General features: G+C 68.3%; 22 protein-coding genes. 7 read left to right on the top strand and 15 right to left on the bottom strand.

The features are described 5' to 3' along the window. Positions 1–2: 2 nt before the first annotated feature. Together hrpB and B0684_RS09740 are read left to right on the top strand one after the other, a co-directional pair. On the top strand, positions 3–2510 hold the full coding sequence (hrpB, locus tag B0684_RS09745; RefSeq protein ID WP_018650460.1) for an ATP-dependent helicase HrpB: 2508 nt from the start codon (positions 3–5) through the stop codon (positions 2508–2510). A 315-nt stretch (positions 2511–2825) separates the two neighbouring features. Further along, positions 2826–3047: a hypothetical protein gene (locus B0684_RS09740; RefSeq protein WP_018146336.1), complete on the top strand. Its 222-nt coding sequence runs from the start codon at positions 2826–2828 to the stop codon at positions 3045–3047. 12 nt (positions 3048–3059) lie between these two features. Here the strand turns inward: B0684_RS09740 and B0684_RS09735 are convergent, their stop codons facing one another. The 5 genes from B0684_RS09735 to glgA form a co-directional block, all read right to left on the bottom strand. After that, a complete protein-coding gene (locus tag B0684_RS09735) occupies positions 3060–4454 on the bottom strand; it encodes a sigma-54-dependent transcriptional regulator (RefSeq protein ID WP_018650459.1) in 1395 nt (464 codons plus the stop codon). Beyond that, complete coding sequence (locus tag B0684_RS09730) at positions 4451–6088, bottom strand: sensor histidine kinase (RefSeq protein ID WP_018650458.1); 1638 nt, start codon at positions 6086–6088, stop codon at positions 4451–4453. The genes B0684_RS09735 and B0684_RS09730 overlap by 4 nt, the downstream gene beginning before the upstream one ends. Positions 6089–6097: 9 nt before the next feature. Next, the gene (locus B0684_RS09725) at positions 6098–6370 is read right to left on the bottom strand and encodes a PP0621 family protein (protein ID WP_018168003.1); all 273 of its coding nucleotides are present in this window, start codon (positions 6368–6370) and stop codon (positions 6098–6100) included. 114 nt (positions 6371–6484) lie between these two features. Then, the gene (ppc, locus tag B0684_RS09720) at positions 6485–9328 is read right to left on the bottom strand and encodes a phosphoenolpyruvate carboxylase (protein WP_018650457.1); all 2844 of its coding nucleotides are present in this window, start codon (positions 9326–9328) and stop codon (positions 6485–6487) included. 82 nt (positions 9329–9410) lie between these two features. Continuing rightward, a complete protein-coding gene (gene glgA / locus B0684_RS09715; RefSeq protein ID WP_018650456.1) occupies positions 9411–10898 on the bottom strand; it encodes a glycogen synthase GlgA in 1488 nt (495 codons plus the stop codon). A gap of 264 nt (positions 10899–11162) precedes the next feature. Between glgA and pgi the strand changes: the two genes are divergently transcribed. Further along, positions 11163–12806 carry a glucose-6-phosphate isomerase gene (gene pgi, locus B0684_RS09710; protein WP_018650455.1) on the top strand — a complete coding sequence of 548 codons (1644 nt, stop codon included), beginning with the start codon at positions 11163–11165 and terminating at the stop codon, positions 12804–12806. 22 nt (positions 12807–12828) lie between these two features. Here the strand turns inward: pgi and B0684_RS09705 are convergent, their stop codons facing one another. Then, entirely contained in the window at positions 12829–13677 is an 849-nt protein-coding gene (locus B0684_RS09705; RefSeq protein WP_018650454.1) for a bifunctional nuclease domain-containing protein, read from the bottom strand. Positions 13678–13772: 95 nt separating this feature from the next. Here B0684_RS09705 and B0684_RS09700 point away from each other — a divergent pair, with 95 nt between their 5' ends. Next, complete coding sequence (locus B0684_RS09700; RefSeq protein ID WP_018167998.1) at positions 13773–14372, top strand: DUF938 domain-containing protein; 600 nt, start codon at positions 13773–13775, stop codon at positions 14370–14372. Between the two features lie 169 nt (positions 14373–14541). On the opposite strand, the gene B0684_RS09695 is transcribed toward B0684_RS09700, so the two are convergent. Further along, positions 14542–14967 carry a DUF3617 domain-containing protein gene (locus B0684_RS09695; protein ID WP_018650453.1) on the bottom strand — a complete coding sequence of 142 codons (426 nt, stop codon included), beginning with the start codon at positions 14965–14967 and terminating at the stop codon, positions 14542–14544. Positions 14968–15092: 125 nt separating this feature from the next. Here B0684_RS09695 and B0684_RS09690 point away from each other — a divergent pair, with 125 nt between their 5' ends. Further along, on the top strand, positions 15093–16049 hold the full coding sequence (locus tag B0684_RS09690) for a matrixin family metalloprotease (RefSeq protein ID WP_018650452.1): 957 nt from the start codon (positions 15093–15095) through the stop codon (positions 16047–16049). Positions 16050–16088: 39 nt separating this feature from the next. On the opposite strand, the gene B0684_RS09685 is transcribed toward B0684_RS09690, so the two are convergent. From B0684_RS09685 to B0684_RS09675, 3 genes are all read right to left on the bottom strand, one after another. Further along, positions 16089–17369: an OmpP1/FadL family transporter gene (locus tag B0684_RS09685; protein WP_018650451.1), complete on the bottom strand. Its 1281-nt coding sequence runs from the start codon at positions 17367–17369 to the stop codon at positions 16089–16091. 113 nt (positions 17370–17482) lie between these two features. Beyond that, positions 17483–17680 carry a DUF3185 family protein gene (locus B0684_RS09680; RefSeq protein WP_018146324.1) on the bottom strand — a complete coding sequence of 66 codons (198 nt, stop codon included), beginning with the start codon at positions 17678–17680 and terminating at the stop codon, positions 17483–17485. Between the two features lie 23 nt (positions 17681–17703). Then, a complete protein-coding gene (locus tag B0684_RS09675; RefSeq protein ID WP_026304801.1) occupies positions 17704–17955 on the bottom strand; it encodes a GlsB/YeaQ/YmgE family stress response membrane protein in 252 nt (83 codons plus the stop codon). A 407-nt stretch (positions 17956–18362) separates the two neighbouring features. Here B0684_RS09675 and mltF point away from each other — a divergent pair, with 407 nt between their 5' ends. Next, the gene (gene mltF, locus B0684_RS09670; protein WP_018650450.1) at positions 18363–19829 is read left to right on the top strand and encodes a membrane-bound lytic murein transglycosylase MltF; all 1467 of its coding nucleotides are present in this window, start codon (positions 18363–18365) and stop codon (positions 19827–19829) included. On the opposite strand, the gene B0684_RS09665 is transcribed toward mltF, so the two are convergent. Genes B0684_RS09665 through B0684_RS09650 form a run of 4 tightly spaced genes read right to left on the bottom strand, consistent with a single transcriptional unit; the run spans position 19816 to position 22569 of the window. Beyond that, on the bottom strand, positions 19816–20910 hold the full coding sequence (locus B0684_RS09665; protein WP_018650449.1) for a tRNA-queuosine alpha-mannosyltransferase domain-containing protein: 1095 nt from the start codon (positions 20908–20910) through the stop codon (positions 19816–19818). The genes mltF and B0684_RS09665 overlap by 14 nt on opposite strands. Before the next feature lie 53 nt (positions 20911–20963). After that, positions 20964–21341 carry a DsrE family protein gene (locus B0684_RS09660; protein WP_018176524.1) on the bottom strand — a complete coding sequence of 126 codons (378 nt, stop codon included), beginning with the start codon at positions 21339–21341 and terminating at the stop codon, positions 20964–20966. A gap of 36 nt (positions 21342–21377) precedes the next feature. Next, positions 21378–21938, bottom strand: coding sequence for a carboxymuconolactone decarboxylase family protein (locus B0684_RS09655; protein WP_018650448.1), 561 nt, complete (start codon positions 21936–21938; stop codon positions 21378–21380). Beyond that, the gene (locus B0684_RS09650) at positions 21928–22569 is read right to left on the bottom strand and encodes a TetR/AcrR family transcriptional regulator (protein WP_018650447.1); all 642 of its coding nucleotides are present in this window, start codon (positions 22567–22569) and stop codon (positions 21928–21930) included. Before B0684_RS09650 ends, B0684_RS09655 begins: the two co-directional genes overlap by 11 nt. Positions 22570–22634: 65 nt before the next feature. Between B0684_RS09650 and B0684_RS09645 the strand changes: the two genes are divergently transcribed. Beyond that, positions 22635–23360: a hypothetical protein gene (locus B0684_RS09645; RefSeq protein WP_018650446.1), complete on the top strand. Its 726-nt coding sequence runs from the start codon at positions 22635–22637 to the stop codon at positions 23358–23360. A 27-nt stretch (positions 23361–23387) separates the two neighbouring features. Here B0684_RS09645 and B0684_RS09640 read toward each other — a convergent pair whose 3' ends face one another. Then, a complete protein-coding gene (locus B0684_RS09640) occupies positions 23388–26618 on the bottom strand; it encodes an EAL domain-containing protein (RefSeq protein ID WP_018650445.1) in 3231 nt (1076 codons plus the stop codon). Positions 26619–26728: the final 110 nt, after the last annotated feature.

The following is a 26728-nucleotide window of genomic DNA, read 5'->3' as shown; positions in this document are numbered from 1 at the left end:
CCATGGTCGAAACCCCGAATGCCTCGCCCGAGGCGCTGGATGACCTGCTGAGTCCGCTGGATGCCGCGCTGGCCACGCGCGGTGCGGCCGTGCTGGTGGCCGAACCGGGGGCGGGCAAGACCACGCGGGTGCCGCTGCACCTGGCGGATTCCGTATCCGGGGGGCGGGTCATCGTGCTTCAGCCGCGCCGCCTGGCCGCGCGCATGGCGGCCACGTTCATGGCCGGGCAACGCGGCGAGCCGGTCGGGCAGACGGTTGGTTACCGCGTGCGCGACGAACAGAAGGTCTCGGCGCATACCCGCGTCGAGCTGGTCACCGATGGCCTGTTCCTGCGCCGCATCCAGGCCGACCCGCTGCTGGAGGATGTCGCCGCGGTCGTGTTCGACGAATTCCACCTGCGCCGGCCCGAGGCCGAACTGGCGCTGGCTTTCGCGCTGCAGGTGCGCCGGTTGCTGCGCCCGGAGCTGCGGATCGTGGTGATGTCCGCCACCCTCGACGACGAGGCCGTGGCGCGACTGCTTGCGGGGCCGGAGGCGGACCCCGTGCCCGTATTGCGGGCTCGCGGACGACAGTTCCCGGTGGAGGTGCGCTACGCGCCGCCGAGGAAGGGCGCCCCGCTGGCCGACACCGTGGCGCAGGCCGTGCGCGAGGCACTGGAGGCCGAGCCGGGTTCGGTGCTGGTCTTTCTGCCCGGCGAGCGCGAGATCCGCGAGGTGGCCGCGCGCCTGGGGGAGACCCTGGAGACGCCGGTCGGCCCCGCGCGGGTGGCACCGTTGTTCGGGCGGCTGTCGGCGGAGGAGCAGAACCGTGCGGTGCGACCGGCTCCGCAAGGCGAACGCAAGGTGGTGCTGGCCACCGACATTGCCGAGACCAGCCTGACCATCGAGGGTGTGCGCGTGGTGGTCGACGCGGGGCTATCCCGTGAGCCGCGTTTTGATGCCGCCACCGGGCTGTCGCGACTGGTGACGGTCGCCGCCTCGAAGGCCGCGGCGGAACAGCGCGCCGGCCGTGCCGGACGGACCGAACCCGGCGTCGCGATCCGGCTGTGGGCGCGCGCCGAGGAGGTGCAGCGTCCGGACTACGCGACGCCCGGGTTGCAACAGGTCGATCTGTTGCCGCTGGCCCTGGAGCTGGCCGGCTGGGGCGAGGCGGTGGCCGAACTCGACTGGCTGGAGCCGCCGCCGGCGCACGGCATGGCCGCCGCGCAGGCGATCCTTTCGGAGCTGGGCGCGCTGGACGCCGAAGGGCGGATCACCGGTCACGGCCGCGCCCTGCTGCGGCTGCCGACGCATCCGCGCCTGGCGCACATGCTGCTGCGGGCGCGCGAGCGGGGCCTCTCGCGTCTGGCCTGCGAGCTGGCGGTGGTGGTCGAGGAGCCGGGAATGGCCGGGCCGGGTGCCCCGCTGGAACTGGGGGAGCGCCTGGTGCAGGCACGGCGTGCGGGCGGCCGCGCCTGGAAGTCCGGGCTGCGGCGGCTGGAGCAGGCCCTGGCGCGGCTGGACGACCGCGCCGGCGCAGCAGAATCCGTACTGGACGAGGCTGTGGCGCTGGGGGTGCTGGCTGCGCTGGCCTGGCCCGAACGCATCGCGCGGCCACGCGGCGGGCAGGCCGGGCGCTTCGTGATGGGCAATGGCCGCGGGGCGTTGCTGTCGGAGCGCGAGCGCCTGGCGCATGCCGAGTACCTGGTGGCGGTGGACTGCACCGACGCCGAACGCGAGGCACGTATCCGCTGCGCGGTGGCGCTGGACCTCGCCGCGCTGGAGCGCGAGGCCCCGGAGCTTTTCCACCGCGAGACGCGTTGCGACTGGGTGGAGGACGGGGCGCGGCTGGAGAACGCGCGCATCCGCCGCATTGGCACGTTGGTGGTCGAGCGGCAGATGGTCGCGCTGGACGACCCCGCGTCCACGATCCCGCGCTGGTGTGAACGGATGCGCCGCGAAGGGCTTGCGCTGCTGCCGTGGGATGACGCGGCGACCCAGCTGCGCGCGCGCATCCAGCTGCTGCATCAGGCGATGCCGGAGGCGGGCTTTCCCGACATGGGTGACGCCGCGTTACTCGCCGGTCTCGAGGACTGGCTGGGGCCGTACCTGGCCGGGATGACGCGGCTGCGCGATCTGGACCGGCTGGACCTGGCTGCGATCCTGCGCGCGCGGCTGGACTGGGAGCATCAACAGCGACTGGAGCGCGACGCGCCGGCCCGTATCGCGGTGCCCTCCGGTTCCGCCCACCGGGTCGACTACACCCAGGACCCGCCGGTGCTGGCGGTGAAGCTGCAGGAGCTGTTCGGCCTGGCGGAAACGCCCGCGGTAGCCGGAGGTCGCGTGGCGCTGGTGCTGCACCTGCTGTCGCCGGCGCGGCGCCCGGTGCAGGTCACCCAGGATCTGAAGAGTTTCTGGGAGAACGGCTACCCGGAGGTGCGGCGCGAGCTGAAGGGCCGTTACCCGAAACACCCGTGGCCGGAGGATCCGTGGAATGCGCCGGCCACGCGGCATGCGAAGCGGCGTGGGTAGGCAGTCCAGGTTTGGCGGGGGCTTCGCCTGCAAGCAGGCTCCCACAGAGGTCAGCACAACGCGGGACGCCGCGCGTGACCCCCTGTGTCGTCATCCCGGAAACCGCGGAGCGGTTATCCGGGATCTCGGGCGTCGGGGTGGCCATGGCCGCGGAGATCCCGGCTCTTCGCTGCGCTGTGGCCGGGATGACGCCGGGGTGATGAGTGCCAGGCAGCACCTGGGGCGCCGGGTGGTGTGGACGATGCGGCGGAGGGCGTTCTCCGGTAGTGTCGCGTTCAGCTCTGTTGCGAGTCCCGTGCGAGGAAGCGAACCCCGATGCTGAAGTTTCTGACCGTGATCCTGATCCTGCTGTTCGTCTGGTGGCGGGTGTCGCGCTGGATGGATGTGCGCCGCCGCCGTGCGCGGGGGGAGGATGTGTCCTATCAGGTGGACGTGAAGGGGTTTCGCCCGATCACGGTGCTCAGTGTCATCTTTCTGCTGCTGTACGGCGGCTACGTGATCTGGTTTGCCCTGAACGAGTGGTTCGATCTGCTGTAGATCAACGTCTCCCTAGTCGATCCCGAGTTTCTTCAGGCGATAACGCAACTGGCGGAAGCTGAGGCCGAGCAGGCGTGCGGCGGCCGTGCGGTTGCCGCCGGTCTGCTGCAGGGCGGTAGCGATGGCCTGGCGTTCCTGCGCGGCGAGCTGGTCGTCCAGGGCGCTCTCCGCGCCGTCGAAGCCGTTCTCGGGTTCGCCGTACTTCGCGCCCGGGGTGGGTTCGGTGCCCAGACCGTTCGCCGGCAGGTCGATGTTGCCGGCGCGGATCAGCGGCCCTTCGCACAGCGTGGCGGCGCGTTCCAGGATGTTCTCCAGCTCGCGGACGTTGCCGGGGAAGCCGTGCCCCTGCAGGGCCGCGAGGGCGTCGGGTGCCAGCTCCAGGTCGCCGGTCTGCCACTGCTCGCCGATGCGTTGCAGGATGCGCGTGGCCAGGCGTTCGATGTCGCCGCGGCGCGCGCGCAACGGCGGCACCTTCAGCTCGATCACGTTCAGGCGGTAGTAGAGATCCTGGCGAAAGCGGCCCTCGCGCACGGCCTTTTCCAGGTCGTGGTGGGTGGCGCTGAGGATGCGTACGTCGACCGGGATCTCGCGGGTGCCACCGACCGGCTTGATGGCGCGTTCCTGGATGGCGCGCAGCAGCTTCACCTGCATCGGCAGCGGCAGGTCGGCGACCTCGTCGAGGAACAGCGTGCCGCCGTCGGCGGACTGGAACAGACCGGTATGGTCCTGGGTGGCCCCGGTGAACGCGCCCTTGCGGTGGCCGAAGAATTCGCTCTCCATCAGCTCGCCGGGGATGGCGCCGCAGTTGACCGGCACGAACGGACGTTCGGCGCGCGGGCCGAGGCGGTGGATCTCGCGCGCGACCAGCTCCTTGCCGGATCCGGACTCTCCGGAGATGAACACCGGGGCCTGGCTGCGCGCCAGCTTGTGGATGGTGGCACGCAGACGCTGCATGGGCTCGGACTGGCCCAGCAGCGGGCTGTCATCGGGGGTAGCCGGGGTGGCGTCGTCGCCGGGCTCTTCCGCGATCGAGGCAGCCGGCTCCAGGCGCAGGGCCGCGTCGATCAGTTCGCGCAGCTGTTTCAGGTCCACCGGCTTGCTGACGAAGTCGAAGGCGCCCAGCTTCAGCGCCAGGACGGCGGTATCCACGCTGCCGTGGGCGGTGATGACGGCCACGGGAAGCTCCGGGCGTTCGCTCTGGATGTGGCGGACGAGGTCCAGCCCGTCGCCGTCCGGCAGGCGCATGTCGGTCAGGCACAGGTCAAAGTCGTGCTCGGCGATCAGGGCGCGGGCCGGCTCGAGGCGGGTGGCCGTGGTGGCCTCAAGGCCCATGCGGGCCAGGGTGATCTCGAGAAGTTCGCAGATGTCGGGTTCGTCGTCCACGACCAGCACGTGGCGGATGCTCATGCGCCTTGTTCCTTTGGCGAATCGGTTTCCAGGGGGGCGAACAGGATCCGGAAGCAGCCGCCGATGGGTGTGTGGACGTATTCCAGCGACGCCCCGTTGTTTTCGCACAGCATGCGCGAGATGTACAGGCCAAGGCCGGTGCCCCCGGCACGCCCGGAGACGAACGGTTCGAACAGGTCCTTTTCCTGTTCGGCAGAGATGCCCGGCCCGGCGTCGATCACGTCCAGACTGACCACCCGCGCGACCTGGCCGGCGCCGCCGCGCAGCACGATGGGCGGGCTGTCGGGCTGATCGTGGCCGCCATGGATGCGCGCATTGCTGCACAGGTTCCACAGGATCTGGTTGAGCTGGGAGGGGTCGAACTGGATCTCGGAATCGGCCGGTTCGATGCGCGCATGCAGGGTCTCTCGCGGCAACTGCAGCGCACCGCAGAACTCCTCGGCGAAGCGATCCAGGGTCTCCTGAAGGTTCAGCCGCTCGCGTCCTCCGGCGTCCCTGCGTGACAGGCTGAGGACGTTGGAGATCAGTTCGTTCACGCGCTTGCTCTGGTTGTTGATGATGTCGAGCAGGCGCTGGTCGTGAGGCTTGAGATCCGGCGATTCGCCGAGCAGCTGCGCGCTGTGGCTGATGGCTCCCAGGGGGTTGCGGATCTCGTGGGCAATGCTGGCGGTCAGGCGGCCGAGGGCCTGCAGCTTGCCGGCCTGGGCCTGACGCTGGAGTTCGGCGGCGTCCTCCAGGATCAGCAGACTGCCCTGGTCGCCGCGGTCACCCAGCGGGGCCAGACGGATCCGCAGGGCCGGCTGGTCGCGGTCGCCCGGCAGCTGCTGGCTGGTCGTGGGCATGCCGTTGCGCTGCCAGTCGCGGATCACGCGTGCCACCGAGGGCGACAGGGACGACAGGTGGCGTCCCGGCCGCGGGGGGAGCAGACGGCGCGCGGCCTCGTTGATGGAGCGGATGTACCCGTCCGGGTCGACCGCGATGACACCGGCGCTCATGCGCGCGATGATCTGGGCGTTCAGTTCGGCCAGGTTGGCCAGGTCCACCTCCTGGCGTTCCACCTGGGCGCGGGTCTCGCCGGCCCGGCGGGCGAACTGGCGGGCCAGCAGGCCGGCCGCAAACAGGGTGGCACCCAGCAGCCCCGCCTGGGTGATGGCGGTATCGGCGGGGTGCAGGAATAGTGCGCTCACGCCCTCGGCCAGCAATAGCGTCAGGGTGGCGATCGCGGCCAGGGTCAGGGCGAAGCGTGCGCTGGAGAGCAGCACGGCCGCCACCAGGGCCGGGACCAGCAGAAGGCCAATGCCGGTGCCAACCCCTCCGGAGACGATCAGCAACGCGATCAGGCCGATGCCGTCGCCGGCGCCGCCGATCAACGCGATACGGGTGAGGCTGGTGGTGTCCGGATTGTGGGTGCAGCGCCAGGCGAAGGCGGCGGCGACGAGCGCAAACGCGAGATAGGCGGTGGCGATGACCGCGTAGAACTGGGGGGTGACGAGATGCAGCCCCAGCGGGGTATCCGGGAACAGCCCGAGCAGTAGCAGGACCGCCGCGACAAAGACCCGGTAGAGCGCGAAAAGCCAGGCGGAACGCCGGGTGTCGGCGTCGATCGGCGTGTTCCCCCCGGACTGGTTATCCATGGACGAGGGTCAGTCGTCTTCGGTGCGGGAGTCGGCGTCCGAGCGGTTGCGGTCGACCTCGGCGTGCTGCGGTGAGCAGTAGAGGCGGTCGCCGTCGCGGTAGGCCTCGGCCTCCGGCACGTGCACGCCGCAGAAGGCGCAGCGGATCACCGCGCCGCCCTCTTTCAGGCGTTCGGGCCGTTCATCCTGGCGGACCTGCTTGCGGTTGCTGGTGGAGCGCACGAGGGTGCGCACCGCAAGGAACACGGCGACGATGGCGACGATCAGTAGCAGCAGGCGCATGGCGTGATTCTAGGGAGACGCTGATGAATTTGCACGTGCGCGTAGACGCCCCGTTGTGCTGGCAGGATGACGATCGCGGACCCCCGCCGTAGGAGGCCCGCGAGCCCGTTGGCTTTAGCCGGTATTGCGCATGCCCGCGGCGATCGCGTTGATCGAGCGCAGCAGGGGCGACAGCCACGGGTTTTCGTCGGCGTCGTCGTCGGCCTCGGCGTCGAACTGGCGAGACTCGCGCAGCAGGTGAATCTGGATGCTGTTGAGCGGGTCCAGGTACGGGTTGCGCCGTTGCAGCGAACGCGCCAGCAGGGGCGTTTCGTCCATCAGTCGGTCCAGTTGTGCCACGCGCAGCACTTCGGTGACGGTGCGGCTGTGTTCCTCGCGCACCAGGACGTAGATGCGCTCGGCCAGTTCCGGGTCGCTGCACAGGCGGGCGTACTCCGCGGCGGTGCGCATGTCGGCCTTGGTCAGGGCCATCTGGCAGTTGGACAGCAACGAGCGGAAGAACGGCCACTCCTGGTACATGCGCTGCAACTGGGCCAGGCGTTCGGGGTCGTCGCCGCGCCACTGTGCCAGCGCGGTGCCGATGCCGTACCAGGCGGGCAGGGTGTGGCGCGCCTGGGCCCAGCCGAAGACCCAGGGGATCGCGCGGATCGAGCTCTTGGAACGGTCGGTCTTGCGCCGGTGCGATGGCCGCGAGCCGATATTCAGGAAACCGATCTCCTGTACCGGGGTGATCTCGTAGAAGTAATCGAGCACGCGCTCGGTGCGGTCGATCAGCTCGCGGTAGGCATCCTCGCCAGCCTGCGCGAGCTCGTGCATGGTGGCGCGGTAGTCGTCGCGATCCTTGCGCGGCGGCCGGATCAGGCTGCGCGAGGCGAGCATGACGCCGGTCGCACCCATGCCCAGCTCGTACACCGCGGTTTCCACGTTGGAGTACTTGTACGACAGTACCTCGCCCTGTTCGGTGAACTTGATCCGGCCCTGCACCGTGGCCGGGGGCTGGGCGAGGATGGACTCGTGGGTCGGGCCGCCGCCGCGCCCGACGGTGCCGCCGCGGCCGTGGAACAGCTGGCAGCGCACGCCGAAGCGGTCGGTAATGCCGACGATCTTCTTCTGTGCCTCGTAGAGGTTCCAGCTGGAGGCGAGGATGCCGCCGTCCTTGCAGGAATCGGAGTAGCCGAGCATGACGTCCTGGATGTTCCCGGAGGCGGCCAGCAGTCGTGCATACACCGGGTTGGACAGCAGGCCCTCGAGGACGTCCTCGACATGCAGCAGGTCCTCGATGGTCTCGAACAGCGGCGAGATGCGCAGATGGCAGAACGGGTTGCCTTCTTCGTCGTTGCCCGCGAGACCTGCCAGGCGGCCCAGCAGCAGGACCTCCAGCACATGCGAGGCGGCGTGGGTCATGGAGATCACGTAGGTGCCGATGCCGTCCGGACCGACCTCGCGGCGCATGCTCTGGATCACCTCGAATACGCGCAGGGTCTCGCGGGTGCTCTCGCCCAGGGCCTTGCGGTCCACCTCGGGCAGGTTCTCCACGGCGATCAGTTCGCTCAGCGCCTGCTGGCGGCCGGTCTCGTCCAGCGCGGCGTAGTCGGTGTCCGGTGCCAACTGGCCCAGCAGTTCCGCGATCGCGTCGGAGTGGACGGTGGACTCCTGGCGCACGTCCAGGTGGTGCAGGTGAAAGCCGAAGGTCTCGACCAGGCGGATCAGATCGGTCAGCGCGCCGCTGGCGATGTTGCGATCACCATGGCTGACCAGCGAGTCGCGGATCAGCTTGAGGTCGTTCAGGAAGGCCTGGGCGTCGGCATAGGCGCTGTTGGTCGGCAGCACGGCGGCCTCGCCGCGGACCCGGCGCACCACGGTGTCCAGGGTCTCGCGCAAACGGTAGCGCATGATGTAGAGCTTGCGCCGGTAGGGCTCGCTCTCGAAGCGGTCGGAGGCGCCCTGGAACACCGCGTTGGCGATATTGGAGTCGGCGTCCAGGCTGTCGAGGAATGCCTGCGACGGCTGGCACATGAAGGACGAGTGCGTCAGCACGTTGCGCAGGTGGTTGACCCGCTTGAGGTACTCGCGCAGGACCTGTTCCATCGCCAGGCGGCAGGACAGCTCGGTGACCTCGGGGGTCACGTTCGGGTTGCCGTCGCGGTCGCCGCCGATCCAGGAGCCAAAGTGCAGGAAGGCCGGGATGCGTACCGGCAGGCTGCCGTCCGGGTTGACGCCGTAGATCCGGCGGATGGCCTTCTCGAGGAAGCGGTAGGACTGCGGGATGGCCTCGAACAGGCTCTCCTCGAAATAGAACAGGCCGTACTTGATCTCGTCCTGAACCTGCGGCTTTTTCACCCGCACCTCGTTGGTGCGCCAGAGGATCTGGATCTGGGTCTCCAGTTCCTCGGTGATCAGGCGGCGCTCTTCCTCGCCCAGCCCCGGCTGGTTCAGCCGGTCGGCGGTCTCGAACACGCGGCGCTGGTTCTCCATCGTGGTCCGGCGGCGGGCCTCGGTGGGGTGGGCGGTGAACACCGGCTGGTAGTGCAGCTCGTTGAGCAGGCGTTCCAGCTCCTCGGCGGTGACGCCTTCGCCATGCAGCTCGCGCAGGGTCTGGTCGAAGGAGCCGGTCCATAGCGGCTCGCCGCTGGAGACCTGGGCTCGGCGCCAGCGGTAGAACAGGTCTTCCTCGGCGATGTTGACCAGGCTGAAGTAGATGCTGAAGGCGCGGATCACGCGCTCGGTCAGCGAGGCGTCGAAGTGCGTGATGTCGGCCATCAGCTGGCGGCGCAGGTCCGGATCCTCGTCCTTGCGCAGGCTGACGAAGCCGCGGCGCAGCTTCTCCACCGCGTCGAACACGGCCTGGCCTTCCAGGTCGTGAATCACGTTGCCCAGGAGTTCCCCGAACAGGCGCACGCGGGCGCGCAGTTCCTTGTCCTTGGGGAGGAATCGGTCGTGTTGATCGCTTCGAGTCATATCGGGCCTGTGCGCGCAGGACGACGATCGCCGCTGCCTGGGCTTGCCGGTTGGGGTTCGGGAGGTCGCGAAAAGGACGCGATTATAGCGCAGATGCCGCCTTCGCACGCCGGCTGCGGCGCGGAAGCTGTTCGCGGTACAGGGCGAGATAGGCATCGGCGCTGGCGGTCCAGCCGAAGTCGCGTGCCATGCCGTTGTGCATCAGCTGTTCCCAGTGGCCGTCGCCGCGGGCGGTATACAGCGCCAGGGCGCGCTCCAGGGCGGCGCCGAGGGCGGCGACGCTGTCCGGGGTGAAGCTGAAACCGGTGGCGGTGCCCGCCTCCAGGTTCTCCGGCGTGGCATCCACGACGGTGTCGGCCAGACCGCCGGTGGCGTGGACCACCGGCGGGGTGCCGTAGCGCAGGCTGTAGAGCTGGTTGAGCCCGCAGGGCTCGAAGCGCGACGGCATCAGGAACAGGTCGGATCCGGCCTCGATCTGGTGGGCCAGCGGTTCGTCGTAGCCGATGTGCACGCCGACCTGGCCGGGGTAAGCGCGCGCGAGGGCGCCGGTGGCGTGTTCCAGGTCCTTCTGGCCGGAGCCGACCAGGGCCAGCTGGATGCGCCCGGCCTCCAGCAGTGGCGTGCAGGCCGCATGCAGCAGATCGACACCCTTTTGGTCGACCATGCGGCCGACATGGCCCAGCAGCGGGATGTCCGGGTTGGTCTCCAGGCCCATGCGGGTCTGCAATGCCGCCTTGTTGGCGGCCTTGCCCGCGAGGTCCTCGGCGCTGTAGCGCGCGGCGATGTGGCGGTCGCGCGCCGGATCCCAGTCGCTGTAGTCGACCCCGTTGAGGATGCCGTGCAGGTCGGCGCTGCGGGCGCGCAATACGCCGTCCAGCCCCATGCCGTGGACCGGTTCCTGGATCTCGCGGGCGTAGGTGGGCGAGACCGTGGTGATCGCGTCGGCGAAGATCAGGGCCGCCTTCATGAACGAAAGCTGGTCGTGAAACTCGAGGGCCTCCGGGTGCCACAGGTCCGCGGGCAGGTTCAGATCCTGCACGGTGCTCGCCGGGAACAGGCCCTGGTAGGCCAGATTGTGGATGGTGAACACCGTCCGCGGGCGTTCGACGCCGGTGCGCTCCGGATCCAGCAGCAGAGGCACGAGACCGGTCTGCCAGTCGTTCAGGTGAATCAGTTCCGGCGCCCAGTCCAGCCCGGCCTCGTCCCGCGCCAGCGCCACGATGGCGCGGGCGAAACCGGCAAAGCGCTGGGCGTTGTCCGGCCAGTCCATGCCGTTGCTGGCGCTGTAGGGGTTGCCGGCGCGCTGGAAGTATTCCGGCCAGTCGATCAGGTAGACCGGAAGCCGGGTCCCGGGCAGTCGGCCCTCGATGATCTGCCAGGGGGCGCCGTCCGGACCCGGGCGCGGGGTGGCATCCACCAGGTTGCGACAGGCCTCGGGGTAGCCGGGTAGCACCAGACGGGCATCCTGGCGCCGCCGGCGCAGGGCGGCGGGCAGGCTGGCGCTGACATCGGCGAGCCCCCCGGTCTTGACCAGACCGTAGGCCTCGCTGCTGGCGAACAGGATGCGCATGCAAAAAATCCCCAAGTGCGGAACCGGCGGCGCCGGATGACTTTCTGCTAATTGTAACGCAGGGGCCGGGGCGGCACTCTGGAGGTCTAGAGAGACACTGATCAATATACTTTGCGTTGATGCCTTGTGGCCCTCGATCCGGTGTGCAGCCCCTACCCAAAGAATGGGGGACCATTGGACATGGGGCACGAACGCGAATGTGTACATTGATCAGCAACTCCTAACAACCGAGGGAAAAGAATGGCGGCAGGAGTGGGTGCGGTGATGGAGAGTGCCTTGCGGGTCGAGGCCCGACGGCTGGCGGACGAGCCCCTGCGCGAGCTGTTCGCGCGCGATCCGGATCGAGTGCAACGCGACGTACAGGAGGTCGCCGGGTTGCGCCTGGACTGGACGCGCCAGCGCCTGGACGGTGCGGCCTGGGATGCCCTGTACGAGCGCGCTGCGGCCTGTGAGGTATCGGAGGCGGTGCGGGCGCTGTTTGCCGGCGAGCGGGTCAACACCACCGAGGGGCGGGCGGCCCTGCACACGGCCCTGCGCCTGCCGCGCGACGCCCACTGTGAAGTGGATGGCGCGGACGTGGTTCCGCAGGTGCATGCGCAGCTCGACCGGGTCGAGACGTTCGTGCGGCGGATCCACGACGGGGCCCACCGTGGCTACAGCGGGCGTCCGATCCGTCGCGTGGTGAACATCGGCATTGGCGGCTCCGACCTCGGGCCGCGCATGGTCTGCCGGGCGCTTGCGCCGCATGCACAGGCGACGGCCGACGGCGTGCCGCTGACCGTGCAGTTCGTCTCCAACGTGGATGGCGCGGCGCTCTCCGCCGTGTTGCGCGAGGCCGATCCGGAAACCACGCTGTTCATCGTCGCATCGAAGACCTTCGGCACCCAGGAGACCCTGACCAACGCCCGTGCGGCCCGCGCCTGGCTGCTGCGGCATGCGCCGGACGACACGGCCGTCGCGCGCCACTTCGTGGCGGTCTCCACCGCACGCGACCGGGTAACGGAGTTCGGCATCGACCCGGACAACATGTTCGGCTTCTGGGACTGGGTCGGCGGGCGCTATTCCGTGTGGTCCACCATCGGGTTGCCGGTGGCGCTGCTCCTCGGCATGGACGGCTTCCGTGCGTTTCTCGGCGGGGCCCATGCCATGGACGAACACGTGCTCCAGACGCCGGTCTCCAGCAATGCCGCAGTGCGCATGGCGTTGGTGGATTTGTGGAACCAGAACCTGCTGGGGGCGCAGTCGCGCGCGGTACTGCCCTACGACGAACGCCTGTCGCTGCTGCCGCCGTACCTGCAGCAGGCGGAGATGGAGAGCCTGGGCAAGCGCGTGGGGCTGGACGGGCAGGTCGTGACGGACGCAACCGGCGCGGTGGTCTGGGGTGCGGTGGGCACCGATGGTCAGCACGCCTTCTTCCAGTTGCTCCACCAGGGCACGCGCTTCATCCCGGCCGAGTTCATCGGCGTGGCCCGCCCCGAGCACGACCTGCCGGCGCAGCACCCGTTGCTGCTGGCCAACCTGGTGGCGCAGGCCGAGGCGCTGGCGATGGGCAAGGACGAGGCCGCGGTGCGCGCCGAGATGGCGGCGGCCGGGCAGTCGCCGGAGGCGATTGATGCGCTGGCGCCGCACCGGACCTTCCCCGGCAATCGGCCGAGCACGCTGATTCTGCTGGAACGCCTGGATCCGGCCACGCTGGGCGCGTTGATCGCGCTGTTCGAGCACAAGATCTACGTGCTGGCCACGCTGTGGGGGATCAACGCCTTCGATCAGTGGGGGGTGGAGCTGGGCAAGCAGCTGGCCGGTCAGGTACTTGAGGACCTGGCGCCCGGCGCGACCGCCGGCGAGCACGATCTTGCAACCACCGCCACGCTCGACTGGCTGCGCCCGCGGCTTCCGCCGCGGGACTGACCCGCGTCCGTTCCGGCTCTGCTCAGACGGTCAGGGCGTCGTCGGACTCCTCGATCTCGGGGACGTCCGTGGGCAGCGTGATACTGCGGGTCTCGCCATCCAGCCAGTAGCGGATTTCGGCGGGCTCGCCCTCCGGTGTCGCGGAGATCGCCTCGAGGAAGTCCATCGGGGTGGTGGGCGTGCGCTCGTTCACTTTCAGAATCAGGGCGCCGTGGGTCAGGCCCGCGGCGGCGGCGCGGCCCGCGGCACGGCTGACCAGCACGCCGGATTCGTCCGGCAGTTGCAGGGCTTCGCGCAGGTCGTTGCGGGCCTCCACAACGGTGATGCCGAGGGCGGTGACGACCTCGTCCTCGCCCGGCGGGGTGTAGTCGAAGGCGACATCGGCCTCCAGGATTTCCGGCGCGACATGGATGGCGGCCCCGCTGCGTACCGCCAGGGCGAGCCCGTCGCTGGGGCGGGTGTCGATCAACCGGGGTTCGGCCTCGCCGGCGATCCGTACCTCCAGCCAGCCGAGATAGGTACCGTTCTCCAGGCCGTCAATGATCACCCGTTCCAGGCGCGCATCCATCTGCTCCAGCAGGTCGATCATCAGGTCGTGGGTCTGCGGGCGCGACAGTGTTATGTCGTGCATGGCCAGCAGGATCGCGCGGGCCTGGTCGGTCCCGATCACGATGGGGACCACCTCGCCGGACGCCGGGTGTCGCAACAGCGCGATGGGCGTGCCGGAGCCGGCATCCACCCCGACGGTGGCCAGTTCGACCGGCAGCAGGCGCTCCGGGTCGGTCGCCATGTCGCGGGCCAGCGCCTCGCCGCCGATGACCAGCAACAGGACGAGCAGGGCGGGCAGGAACAACCGGAAGCGGGGTGTCATCAGGGCAGCCTGGAAATAGGGTGTATCCCGATCATGGCAGTGCGGTTGCGGGGCGTCCAGAATACCGCCTTGTCCCCCGTGAACGGATCGCTGCGATGACCTCCGACAAGCCCTATGCCCCGGCCGCGGATCAAAACCGCGCGCCGATCCTGGCCCAGCTGCGCGAGCAGTTCCTTGCGCATGGACGGGTGCTGGAGATCGGCGCCGGCACCGGGCAGCACGCGGCGCATTTCGCCGCGGCTTTGCCGCATCTCGACTGGTATCCCAGTGACGTGGCAGAGAACCTGCCGGGCGTGGAGGCCTGGCGACGCGACGCGGCCCTGCCCAATCTGCGGCCCCCGCTGAAACTGGACGTGCTACGGGATGCCTGGCCGGAGGGGCCGTTCGAGTACGTCTACAGCGCGAATACCGTGCATATCATGCACTGGCCGGCGGTGGAGGCTCTGTTTGCCGGCGTGGCCCGGGTACTGGCGCCGGGTGGGCTGTTCGCGCTGTACGGCCCGTTTGCCCACGACGGTTCGCATACCGCCGAGTCCAACGCCCGGTTCGACCAGATGCTGCGGGCGCAAGATCCGGGCATGGGCGTGCGCGACCGCGCCGACCTGGATGCCCTCGCCACGGCCGCCGGCCTCGAGCCCGCGGCGGTCATCGACCTGCCGGCCAACAATCAGATCCTTCTCTGGCGCAGGGCTTAACGACCACGAAGGCACGAAGAAGGGCCAGAGCGAAAGAATATTCACCACGGAGGTCACAGAGGGCACGGAGAAGAAAAACGATCTGGGAAGAGGCACAAGCAGGGGTAGCGACTTGCGTAACTTCAGCCCCCGGACTTTTCTTCGTGCGTTTCGTGGTGAATACAGGGGGTCAGCAGTCGCCGATGCGCTGGCCGCGCATCTCCATGCGCACGTTCATCCGGCCCATCGGGGTATCCATCTCGCTGGTCATTTCGCCCTCGGTGCGATCGCCCATGAAGCGCATGCTGCCGTCCATCTGCATGCGTCCGCCCTGCGGGCCGGGGCAGCTCATGGTGTAGTCCATGCGGTCGGCTGTCATGTCCATCTGGTCCAGGGTGCAGCCTTCCGGCGCCTCGATGATGTTCTCGCCGCGGTCGAGGTCTTCCTGGGTGACGCACTCGGTGGTGGTCTCGGTCTGGTCCGGCATGCCGCCCATGCCTTCCATGATCATGGTGGTCTGGTTTTCCCAGAGACCGGGCTGGATGTTCGGGGTCTCGGCCTGGACGACGAGCGGCAGGGCAACGAGCGGCAGGGCGGCAAGAAGGATGCGCAGCATGGCTGTCTCCTGAAAGGGGCGTGAGTGCGTCTTGCCCAATGGTGCCTGGCGCGTCATGACGGGGCAAACGCGGGTGGCGGTGCCCGCTGGCTGGTACCTTGGGTGTGTGGGAGGGAGGAACTGTAATGGCAATACCGTTATGGCTGGTCGGCGGTGTCGGGGCGCTCGCGCTGGGCGGTGTCCTGTGGCAGGAGGGGCAATTGTCGGGCGGCTCCGCGGGGCATGCGCACTTGGCCGCGCCGCGCTGCGAGGTGCCCATCACCCTGCATCTGGAGGCTGTGGACCCGCGCTTCCGGCTGGAGCGTGACGCGGTGCAGGCGGCCCTGGATGCGGCCGTGAGCATGTGGGACGGGCAGACGCCGGAAACACTTTTCCATCAGCGCGAGGGCGAAGGCATGCCGGTGCGGCTGGTGTTCGACGAGCGCCAGGCGGGTGCCGAGAGCCGCGACCGGGCGCGCGCGGAGCTGGACCGGCTCAAGCGGGGGATCGCCGAGCGCGAGGAGCGCCTGGATCACCGTCACTCGGCGCTGGCGGCGGATGCCGCGGGCTATCAGCGACGCCTGGACGACCTTCAGGCGCGCCAGCGCGAGTACGAAGAGGCGGTGGCCGCCTGGAATGCCGGACGCATGGCGCACAGCGCGGGGAACCGCGAGCGGCTGGAACGGCAGCGCCGGGCGCTGGATGCGGCGCGGGACGACCTGGAGCAGCGCCGCCGCACGCTGGAGCGTCGGCGCGACGAGCTCAACCGCGAGATCCGCGACCTCGAGGGCGAGATCGATGGCTTCAACGAACGGGTCGCGGAACTGAACCGCGAGATCGGCGCGACCGGGGCCTTCGATATGGCGGTCTACGAGCAGCAGGGCGCGCGGCGCTCCATCACCGTGTACAAGGCCAGTGACGCGGACGAGCTGCGCCTGACGCTGGCGCACGAGCTGGGGCACGCCCTGGGGATCGAGCATGTGGACGACCCGACCGCGGTGATGCACGCGATCCTGGGCGAGGCCAACGCCGGGCGGCGCGATCTGAGTGACGCCGACCGGCGCGCCCTGGCGGCGGCCTGCGAAGTGGAGCTGGAGCGGTGATGAACGGGGCGGGGCGTATGCCCGGCCCCGGATTCGGCGCTAGAAGTGGTAGCGCATGGCGGCCGACAGGACGTGCACGTGACCCTTGGTCGTGCCCTGCATGTTGATGTCGGTCCCGTTAAAGCTGCGCGTGATGTCGAGATCCTCGCTGGCGATGTGGATGTAGCTGTAGCCCAGGTCGAAGGTGAAGCGCTCGCTGCGGGCGTAGCTGGCGCCGAAGGAGAACCAGGTGCGGTCGCCATCCGGGGTGCGCGTGCCGCGCCCGTTGGTCTGCGTCGGGGTCTGGTCGTACTGGATGCCGCCACGCAGGGTCCAGCGCGGGTTCATCGCGTACTCGGCCCCCACCGCCAGGGCGTAGCTGTTGCGGTAGTTCTGTTCCAGCACCTGGTCGCCGGTCGCGAGTTCGATCCGGATCTCGTCGAAGTTCGACCAGTTGAACCAGGTGTACTGGGCGAGGCCGGTCCAGCGGTCACTGAAGCGATGACGAATGCCAATCGAGGCGATATCGGGTAGCTTCAGGTCGGCCTGGCCACCTTGAACGATGGTGTCGCCTACTTGGGCGCGTAGGGGGTCGTTTGTCGATAGCGTCGCGGTGGCTGTGCCCTGGAGGGTATGGGTGACGCCTTCACGGTAATGGATGCCCAGGCGGGTCGCATCGCTCAGGTCGAACAGCATCCCGATGTTGAAGCCGACATCCCAGTTGTCGCCCTCGAGTTCGAATTTCCCGTCGGTGTCCGGATTGAGACCGGCCGGGTCCGGTGTCGCGCTGCGCAGGGTGGCATCGGCGTACTGCAGGTCGAGGCCGCCGCCGATGGAGATCCGGTCGGTCAGCTCGAACGCGATGCTCGGTTGCAGATTGAGCACGCGCAGGTCGGATTCCAGTGAGTCGTAGCGGGCGAAGAAGTTGTCGTTGTACTTATTCTTCAGGCCGAACGGGGCGCTGAGGCCGAAGCCCAGCCAGACTCGGTCGGAGTACTGCTGTGCCCAGTACAGGTTGGGCACCGGGGTCGGGTCATAGGGGTTGCTGCTGTCGCGCCCGGGGATCTGGGTGCTGCGCTGATTGACCTCGGAGTTGGGCATCAGCAGATGCACACCGGCCTGGAGTTCGTTGCCCTTCAGGCGGGTCATGCCAGCCGGGTTGAAGTAGATGGTGGAGGCATTTGAGGCGACGGCGACATCCCCCGCATGGGCCCGGCCGAGGCCGGACGCGCCCTGCGTCTGGATGTAGAAGCCGGCGGCCATCAGGGTTGCGGGGGCGGCAAACAGGGCGGAGCTAACGGCGATCGAGAGCGCCAGGCGGCGCGACGGTGTCAGAGTCATGCGGTCTCCCCTCTTTTTTTGTTCCAGGGGGCCGCAGCGATGCCGCGTCCGGTGTCGGTCGCAGGCTCCCCCGAGGCGGACCCTACCGCCTCGGGAAGATCACGCCAACCGCATCACATTTTCGAGGTCATCAGGATCAGGCCGATCAGCGCGGCCACGCCGCCACCGATAAGCAGCGCGAGGGTGCGCCGGGTGAAGCGGCCAAGGAACAGCCGCGCCGCGCGCTCGCGCATGCCGAAGGCGTCCTGAACACCGACCAGGGCGGCGATCAGGCCGCCAACCAGCAGGATGATGCCGAGGATCTGGATCATGAGAACTCCTTGGATCGGGTGGATCAGGCCTTTCGGATCAAGCGAAGCAGACCGAGCAGCAGCACGGCGCCCACGGTGGCGGCGGCAAGGCTGCCGATCAGTCCGGCTGCCTGCACCCCGAGCTGGGTGAACAGCCAGCCGCCGAGGAAGGCGCCGATCACGCCAACCACGATATTCAGCAGGATGCCCTGCCCGGACCCGTGTACCAGCAGGCCTGCGAGCCAGCCGGCAATGCCGCCGATGAGCAGGAGGAGGAGAAGGGATTCCACGGGCATGTTGTCGCGCTCCTGGCAAGTGACGGGCGATTGGATCGCGCGGATGTCGAGGCGTTCCCCCAGGGAGGCACTGCTCAACTCGAGCACGGGCGTGCGAATTGATCAGTGCCTCCCTGGCCTCAAGGATGCCCGCTGGGTTTGGCGGAGCCTTTGGCCTTGTTCCTGGCCGCGGTCGTTCGCTCGGCGATGGGCCGGACTTCGACTGTACAGGGCGTGTCGCCCTTGTGCCCACCGGCACGGGTGAGCTGAACATCCGTGAACGGATACTTGGTGATTCTGCAACCCCGCGAGTGTGGGTATTTTTGAGAACCATTCCGCAAAACCCTAGTCTCTGTATCGGACATTCATGGATCCGTCATGGAATCGGTTGGCGTTTGACGCCGGCTGCCGACGGGAAGGAAACCGGTATGACCGAACAATCGAAGCGCAAGGGACGGGTCACTCGCTCCGCGCGCTGTGGGCGAGCCTTCCGGGCATTGATCCCGGCGGCCCTGCTGGCGTTACTGGCCGGGTGTGGTTCGGAGAACGGGCAATCCGGAACGATGGTTTCCAACGCGGCTGCGGGCGATCGCCTGGCCTCCGTGGATGAGACCGGAACGCTGCGCGTGGTGACCCGCAACGCACCCACCACCTGGTACTTTGACCAGCATCTGGAGACGTCCGGCACCGAGCACGACCTGGTCGAAGGCTTTGCCCTGGCGCATGGCTGGAAGGTGGAATGGGTCATGGCCGACTCGGTTTCCGGTGTCCTCGATGCGCTCGAATCCGGCGCGGCGCACATGGCGGCAGCGGGTCTGACCCATCTGCCGTCGCGCGATGAGCGCTTTCGCCGCGGTCCGCACTACATGGAGGTGAGCGAGCAGGTCGTCTGCCATCGCGACTTGTCCGGCTTGCCGGGTTCGACGGACGAGCTGGAGGGCGTCGATCTGGTCGTCTCGGCCGGCAGCAGCTACGTCGAAACCCTGGATGAGGCGCTTCCGGAATCGGTCGATTTCGAGGTGCGCGAGATCGGCACCGAGCGCCTGATGGCGCAGGTCGCCCGGCAGGAGATCGGCTGCACCGTGGCTGATTCGCACATCGTGCGTTACAACCGCCGCTCCTTCCCGCATCTCGACATCGCCTTCGATCTGTCCGCGCCGCGCGCGCTGGGGTGGTATGTCGATCCGGAGCATGCCGAGCTCGCCGAGCTGGCCGCCACCTGGATGCAGGGCGCCGGTGGCCGCGAGCTGCGCGACCTCGTGGACGAGCGCTATTACGCCTACATCAACCAGTTCGACTTCGTCGACCTGCGCGCGCTGAACCGGCGCATAGAGGATCGCCTGCCCCAGTACCATCCCCACTTCGAGGAGGCGGCCGAGCGCACGGATCTGCCCGCGGATCTGCTGGCTGCACTGGCCTATCAGGAGTCGCACTGGGATCCGGAGGCGCGCAGCCCGACGGGCGTGCGCGGGCTGATGATGCTGACCCGTCGCACCGCCGAGTCGCTGGGCGTGGATCGCCTGGACCCGGTGGAGAGCATCGACGGCGGGGCCCGCTACCTGCAGCGTCAGCACGGGTTGCTGCCGGATGACATCGTCGAGCCGGATCGTACCTACCTGGCGCTGGCGGCCTACAACATCGGCCGGGGTCACTTGCTGGATGCGCGCCGCCTGGCGCGCGAGCTGGGACGGGACCCGGATCGCTGGGCCGACATGCGCGAGATCCTGCCGCTACTGACCGAGGAGCGTTACTACAAGGATCTGCGTTACGGCTATGCGCGCGGGTATCAGCCGGTGTACTACGTGCAGCGCATCCGCAATTACCGCGACGTGATCCGCCCGGTGTTCGTGGCCGAGGACGAGATGTCGGATCGGGTCGTCGTCAGCCGCGATTGACCCGTGACCCCTTGCGCTCGCCCATAACGAGGTCGTCCAGCATCCCTTTCCAGTCCGGCTCCAATCGGCCCGGCGTCCACGCGCGGACGTCGGGTGCGGGCGGGGCGCCTTGTTGCAGCCATGCCTGCAGGCGCTGCGTCAGCGTGTCGACATCGCCTTGCGGGTAGCGACAGGCATCGGGGTATTGTTCGCGGTAGGCCAGGGCATCCGGGACCAGCGGTGTGGCACCAGCGGCGCTGGCCTCCAGCACTGCCAGGCCCTGGAACTCGTGCCGGGCGGTACTGACGACGATGCCTGCGCGGCCCAGTAACGCGTCGTATTCGCTGCGGGGCAGCTTGCCATCGGCGATGATCCGGTTCCCCAGGGCCTCGCGCAGCTTTTGCAGGGGTTCGGGGGCGTTCGCCGGCCGCGGCCCCAGCAGGGCAAGACGGAAATCCACGCCCGACCCGGCCAGCGTCAGCATGGCCTCGGCAAAGACCTCCGGGGCCTTGTCGTATTCCCAGCGGTGATTCCAGAGGATCAGGCCCGGATCGCGAGTGCCGCCGGCCACGGCCGTTGGCTGGATCGGCACCGGGAGGATCGCGCTGCGCTGCGTCAGTCGGTCCCGTATCCCGGGAGGTACCGCATCCGGCATGCGTCCGAGCAGGGTCGCCATCCCTTCCAGGAACGAGTCGCGGTTGAACGCCGAGTTGAAGGCGATGCGGTCCGCGGCCAGCGCCGCATAGATCTGCACCATCTGCGGGTCCACCGAATCCACCTGTTGCGGGCCCAGCGGATAGGCAAACTGGTTCTCGTGCACGTAGTAGAGCGTGGGCAGGGCGGCGAGGTGGGGCTGGAGTCCGCGCAGGGTGGCGAGATCCACCATCGAGGTGGCGATGACTGCGTCGACTTCCGTGGTCGCCAGTGCGTCCAGCCAGGAGATCGGGTTGCCGCGGATGCGCCAACGGAAGTGGCGCCCCGGCAGTTCCAGTAGCTGCCAGTCGAACGCATCGAAGGTGCTGGTTAACCAGTCCGCCCAGGCCGCGTGGCTGTCGGCGCGATAGGCGGACAGCAGGAGGATGCGCTTGCGATGGTCCGGCACGCCCCTGTACGCCTCCGGTCGGAGAGGGGCCACCGGTGCGGCCCCTCGTGTGATTACCAGGTCAGGACTTTGCCGGCCGACCCCAGCGAAGGCAAGGCCTGCGAGGGCGTAAGCAAGGGGAGGTCCGGGTAGGCCAGATCCGATTCATCCATTCCGTTCAGCTCAAGCGATTGCCGGCAGCCCATCATCTGGACGCCGTTGTCCATGGCGTTCTTCATGAAGTCGGCGATGCTCTTGCCGCCCTCCATGGGATGGATGTTCTCGGCGACGCCGGTTTTCAGCAGTTCCGTGGCCGGCCCGGTGAAGTACATGATGACGTTCTGTTCGCTTGCGGCGGCGGTGGCCGCCAGAAAGAAGGCCGACGGCAGACGACGCTTGTTCTCCGGCCCGGTGATCATGATGACAACAAGATCGGCGGTTTCTTCGCTCATGTGGGTTTCTCCTTCGGGGACGTTGGGACGGCGCGGTTATGCGCCCGGTGCCGTCCAGCGCTCGCCGGCCATGGGCTCGTCGACCGGGGTGCCGGCGATGTGGTTGGTGTAGTTGGACAGGGTCTTCAGGCCGATCGCCAGGATCACCTCCAGCATCTGCGGGTGCGTGTAGCCGGCGTCCAGGAAGGCCTGCTGGGTGGCCTCGTCGACCCAGCCACGCTGTTCGATCATGGCGCGGGTGAACTGGCGAAGCGCCTCCAGCTTCGGGTCGTCGATCGGCCGGTCCTCGCGCAGCGCATCGACCACGCCGTCCGGAACGCCGGTCATGCGGCCGGTCATGCTGTGCGCGGCCATGCAGTAGTCGCATTCGTGATAGCGGCTGACCGTCAGCAACAGGGTGCACTGCTCGGTCGGGCTCATGGAGGTCTGCTGCAGCAGGGTATTGAGGGAAAGATAGGCCTCCGCCAGGGCTGGCGCGCTGGCCATTTTGCGGATCAGGTTGGGGACCATGCCGAAGGTCTGCTCGGCCTGCTCGAAGGCCGGCTTCGCGTCGGGGGCGCTGGCGGCGTCATGCAGGGGGAAGTGTTCATCGCTCATGGTGGACCTCCGGGGTCGGGTTGAGCAGGAGCGCCCCGAGCGCGGGGCCCAGGCGCAGGATCGTGGCCGGATCCTGATCGGCCTTGGCCATCACCAGGATCCCTTCCATCAGCGCCAGCCACTGTTCGGCGGCGGCCGCGGTGTCGGTTTCGGGCGGAAGCTCGCCGTTTTGTACGGCCGCGTCCAGCACGGCGCGAAAATGTGCGGTGACCGCATCCAGGTGCTTCCGGATCGCCTGGCGCAGGGCCGGGTTGTGGGTACCCATCTCCACCGCCAGGTTGCCGAAGGGGCAGCCGGGCAGCTGTCCGGATTCCGTCTGCATCCGCGCCTCGAAGGCATGGATCGCGTGGACGAACGCGTCGATGCGAGCGCGGAGCCCGTTGGCGCCCGACAGCCCGGGGATCAGCACGTCGCGCTCGAAGTCCGCGTAGAGCGCGTCCAGCATCGCCAGGGTGAGCGCCTCCTTCCCGGGGAAGAAGTGGTACAGACTGCCCTTGCGCACGCCCGCCTGCGCACAGATCTCGGCAATGCCGACGGAGGCGTAGCTGCGCGTGACAATGAGGTCGCGGGCGGCCTGCAGCAGGGCTTTGCGGCTTGCACCGCGGGTGTCGTTGGGTGTGATGGCTTCCATGTCTTTGCACACTAGTTGACCGGTCGGTAAAGTGCAAGGACGACACCTTGTACGGAGACGAGCCAATGACGCGCGAACGGGGTATGCAGGATGGGGACGAGGGTGGCGTGGCCATCCCGGCGCACTACGCCGAATCCTGGGCGGATGGCTTTGGGGTGCGTGGCTGGAAGCTGGATCTGCCAGGACGCGGCACGGACGTGATCGCGGCGACGCCCTTCGCCGGCGAGCGCATCCCGACGTCGGTGTTCGTGCACGACATCGTGGATCATCACTTGTGCGGGTTTGCCCTGTCCGGTTATCGCGACGAGGCCGGGGCATTGATCCAGCTGGCGCAGCGCACGGGTTCCGACCCGGTCCCGGACTTCGTTCAGATTATCGACGAGGATTTGATGCCGGGCGCTTTCGAGAGCGATGACTGGCGCGAGCTGTTGCCCGCATCGCTGGTCGCGACGGTGGAGGCCGCCGCGGATACGCGTTCCGGGATGGCGCAGTTGCGCCAGCAGTGGGGTGATGGGGTGCTGCGCGCGCTGTGGATTGCCGGGTTCGTCGAGACCGGCTGGAGACTGGCGGATGCGGCCCGTGCCGGATGGGAGCGCCACGGCCTGGAATACGCGGCCCGGGGTGCCACTGCGTTGGCGTTGCAGCGGCTGTTCGAGCGGGTCGACGCGAGCGTCCTGGAACAGGGCTGGATACAGGCGGAAGGCGAGTTCCGGGTCGCGACGGATGCGGTTGGCTTTCGTTTCGAGGGGGGCGGTGCGGAGCTCGTTGAGCGTGTCGAGATGATGCGCTGAGGCGCCTCCCGCGAGGCAGCCCCGGGTCTAGTCCGGCTCACCCCGTTCGCGGGGGATCTCCAGGGATGGCCGGTGCAGGTGATAGCCCTGCGCCATGTCCACGCCCAGTTCGGCCAGCATCGCGAGGGTCGGGCCGTCTTCCACGCACTCGGCGACGGTGCGTTTGTCGAGACCGCGGGCGACATCGACCATCGCGCGGATGAAGGCCTGGTTGTCGCGGTTGTTGGGCAGATCGCGCACGAACATGCCGTCGATCTTGAGGATCTGCACGCCCAGGTACTTGAGATAGGCGAAGGTGGAGAAGCCGGAGCCGAAGTCGTCCAGGCAGACGGTGCAGCCGGTGTGCTGCAGCGCCTCGATGAAGCGCTGGGCGTCCTGCATCTCGGACACCGCGGCGGTCTCGGTCAGCTCGATGATCAGCCGGCGGGGCTCGACCGCATGCTGTGCCAGCTGCTGGGCGATGTACTGCGGAAGGCTGGGTTCGTCGAAGCTGCGCCCGGAGATGTTGATCGCGATGCCGGCGATCGCCGGGTCGCCGGCCAGGCGGGCGATGCTCTCGCGGATCACCCAGCGGTCGATATCCAGGATCTGGCCGGTCTTCTCCGCGATCGGGATGAACTGGCCGGGCATGGCGATCTCGTCGGGTTTGGTCGGGTCGCGCATGCGCACCAGGGCCTCCAGGTGGTGCAGGTGGCCGTCATCGATGGCGTAGATCCCCTGGTAGTGCAGCTCCAGATGGCCCAGTTCCAGGGCCGAGGCGATGCGCTGGCTCCAGGACATCCGCTCCAGCATGTGCTCGGCGGTGTTGCGGCTGCGGTCGAATACCGCCCAGGTGTTCTTGCCCAGGTCCTTGGCCTGGTACATCGCGGTGTCCGCGTGGGCCACCAGGTCCTCCACGTTGTCACCGTGCTCGGGGTAGTGGGCGATGCCGATGCTGGCGGTGAGCCGGTAGTTCTGGCCGCGGAAGCGGAACGGGATTGAGGCGATCGCGCGGCCAACGCGTTCGGCCAGCTCGATCGGCTCGTGCTCCGAGTCGCGATCGACCAGGATGGCGAACTCGTCGCCGCCCAGGCGGGCGAAGATATCCTGGCTGCGAACCAGCGCGGCGATCTCGCCGGCCGCGCGTACCAGCACGGTGTCTCCGGCGCGGTGGCCGAAGGTGTCATTGATGGTCTTGAACTCGTCGAGATCGAAATACAGCAGGGCAAAGCGGCCGCTGCGGCGGCGTTCGCTGTGGATCATGTGTTCCAGGTGCTTCTGGAAGTGATGGCGGTTGTAGAGCCCGGTCAGGGCATCATGCTCGGCCAGATAGACCAGCTGCTGGGCGGTCTGGCGCTCGTGGGTCACGTCCTCGTACAGCCACAGGCGGCCGATGGTGCGCTCGTCGGTATCGTGCACCGGGTAGGAGACCTGGGTGAGGATGCGCCCGTCGTACAGGTCGACCTCGAAGCGTTCGCTGATCTCGTGGGTATCCAGCACGTGCAGCACATGGCGCGAGGCGTGGTCCGGCCGGGCGAAGCGGTGGGTGGAGTGCTCCAGCACCTCGCGTGAGGCCCGTCCCACCAATTCCAGTTGGTTGTCGATGGCCCACATCCGGCGGAAGGCCGGGTTCACGTATTCCACGCGGCCGTCGCGGTCCTCGAACAGGATGCCGATGCTCATCGCGGAGAGCAGAGCGGCCATGCGCCCCTGTTCGCGCTGGGTCAGTTCCAGCAGGCGGGATTGTTCGTCGCGCGAGGTCTCCAGCTCGGCCAGGGCCTGCAGCAGCGCCTCTTCGTTGCGCTTGCGCTGGGTGATGTCGTGCGAGATCGCCACATACCGGGCCGTCTCGCCGCGGGGCGCCACCATCTGCAGGGAGATCTCGACCGGCACATCGAAGCCGTCGCGATTCCGGTGGCTGGTATCGAAGCGGAGCTGGTCGCGTACGCCCCGGCGCAGCGGCTCGATCAGCTGACGAAAGCGGCCTTCCGGGAAGTCCGGCTTGATATCAAAGGGGTGCAGGGTCAGCAGGTCCTCGCGCGCGATGCCGGTCTGGTCCACTGCTCCCTGGTTCACGTAGATGAAGCGCAGGGTCTCGACGTCGAACAGGAAGACCGCGTCCAGGGTCAGATCGAGGGTGGAGCGAAAGGCCTCCAGTTCGTCGGTCTTGGCGCGCAGGCTCTCGCTGGTGGTGACCAGTTCGTCGGCATCGATCACGTGGCCCTGGATGTACCGAAGCCGGCCCCGGTCGTCGTAGGTGCCGGCCCCACGCTCGAATACCCAGCATACGCCCCCATCCTGCCGCATCATGCGCCACTGGATCTGAAACTGACCGGAGCGCTGAAGGCCCTCCGAGACCTCGCGCCATACCCGTTCGCGATCATCCGGATGGACCAGGTCGCCGAACGTCATGCCGCCCTCGACAAAATCCCCGCGCGGGTACCCGGTGAATTCCTCGATTGCGCCCTCGGCATTGATCACGTCCCAGCTCGGGTTGTTGCGGCAGCGATAGACGAAGCCGTTGAGGGTGTCGAGGATGCGCAGTAGGTCGTCGCCCTGCTGGGTGCCCAGGGTGCGGGTCAGGCTCATCAGTGCGATGCCGGCGAGGAGGGCCGTGAACATGCGCAACAGCTGTACCGGCAGCCCGGTCGCCTCGAGGAAGTCGCCATAGGTTGGCAGCCAGCCGGGCAGCCCCGGATCGACGGTCCCCGGGAACGGGGTCAGCAGGGCATAGCCGAGGAAGGCCAGTGCCAGGGTGGCTACGGCCGGATAGTGGCGGCCATGATCGCCGGGTTGCGGGGCGCGCAGGGCGGGGCGCCGCAGCAGGAACCAGAAGGCCAGGCCGACGAGCAGTGCGCCGGGGACGCCGACCAGGTAGCGCCCGCCATTGGCGAGGCCGCGGCCCGGATCCTCCGCCATCCCGATGACGAGCAGCAGTCCGGCGACGATGACCGGGTACAGCCACAGGGCATCCAGGCGGATGCGTGCGTGGCTGACGATCAGGGCGCGCCGTCCGAACTCCAGCAGCGGCACATAGGAGAGCAGTTGCCAGGTGGCGTTGAGCCACAGGTTCCGGGCGGGCGGATAGTGCAGGCCTGCGGCCTGCAGGAACTCGTAGGTGCCATGGACCAGACCGAACAGGGCCAGGAGCCAGAAATGCCGGGCAAACGGCAGCGTGCCATCGCCCCGCGGCAGGACCAGGGCGACCACGCCCAGCGAGAAAAATGCCAGGCCGTAGACCAGGTAGAGGATGGTGAAAGCGGCGGGCGAGAGGTCCATCAGCGGCCGACTCGCGAGTCGGGGCGTGGGTCGCCGGAGGCGATGCGGCGAGACGGCCGGGATGAGTGGTCAGGCACGCACATTCCTTTCGGCCACGTTCGGCAAGGGTG

It is taken from the genome of Thioalkalivibrio versutus (assembly GCF_001999325.1).
Classification (GTDB): Bacteria; Pseudomonadota; Gammaproteobacteria; order Ectothiorhodospirales; family Ectothiorhodospiraceae; genus Thioalkalivibrio; species Thioalkalivibrio versutus.
This window is presented reverse-complemented; position numbering and strand designations above follow the sequence as displayed.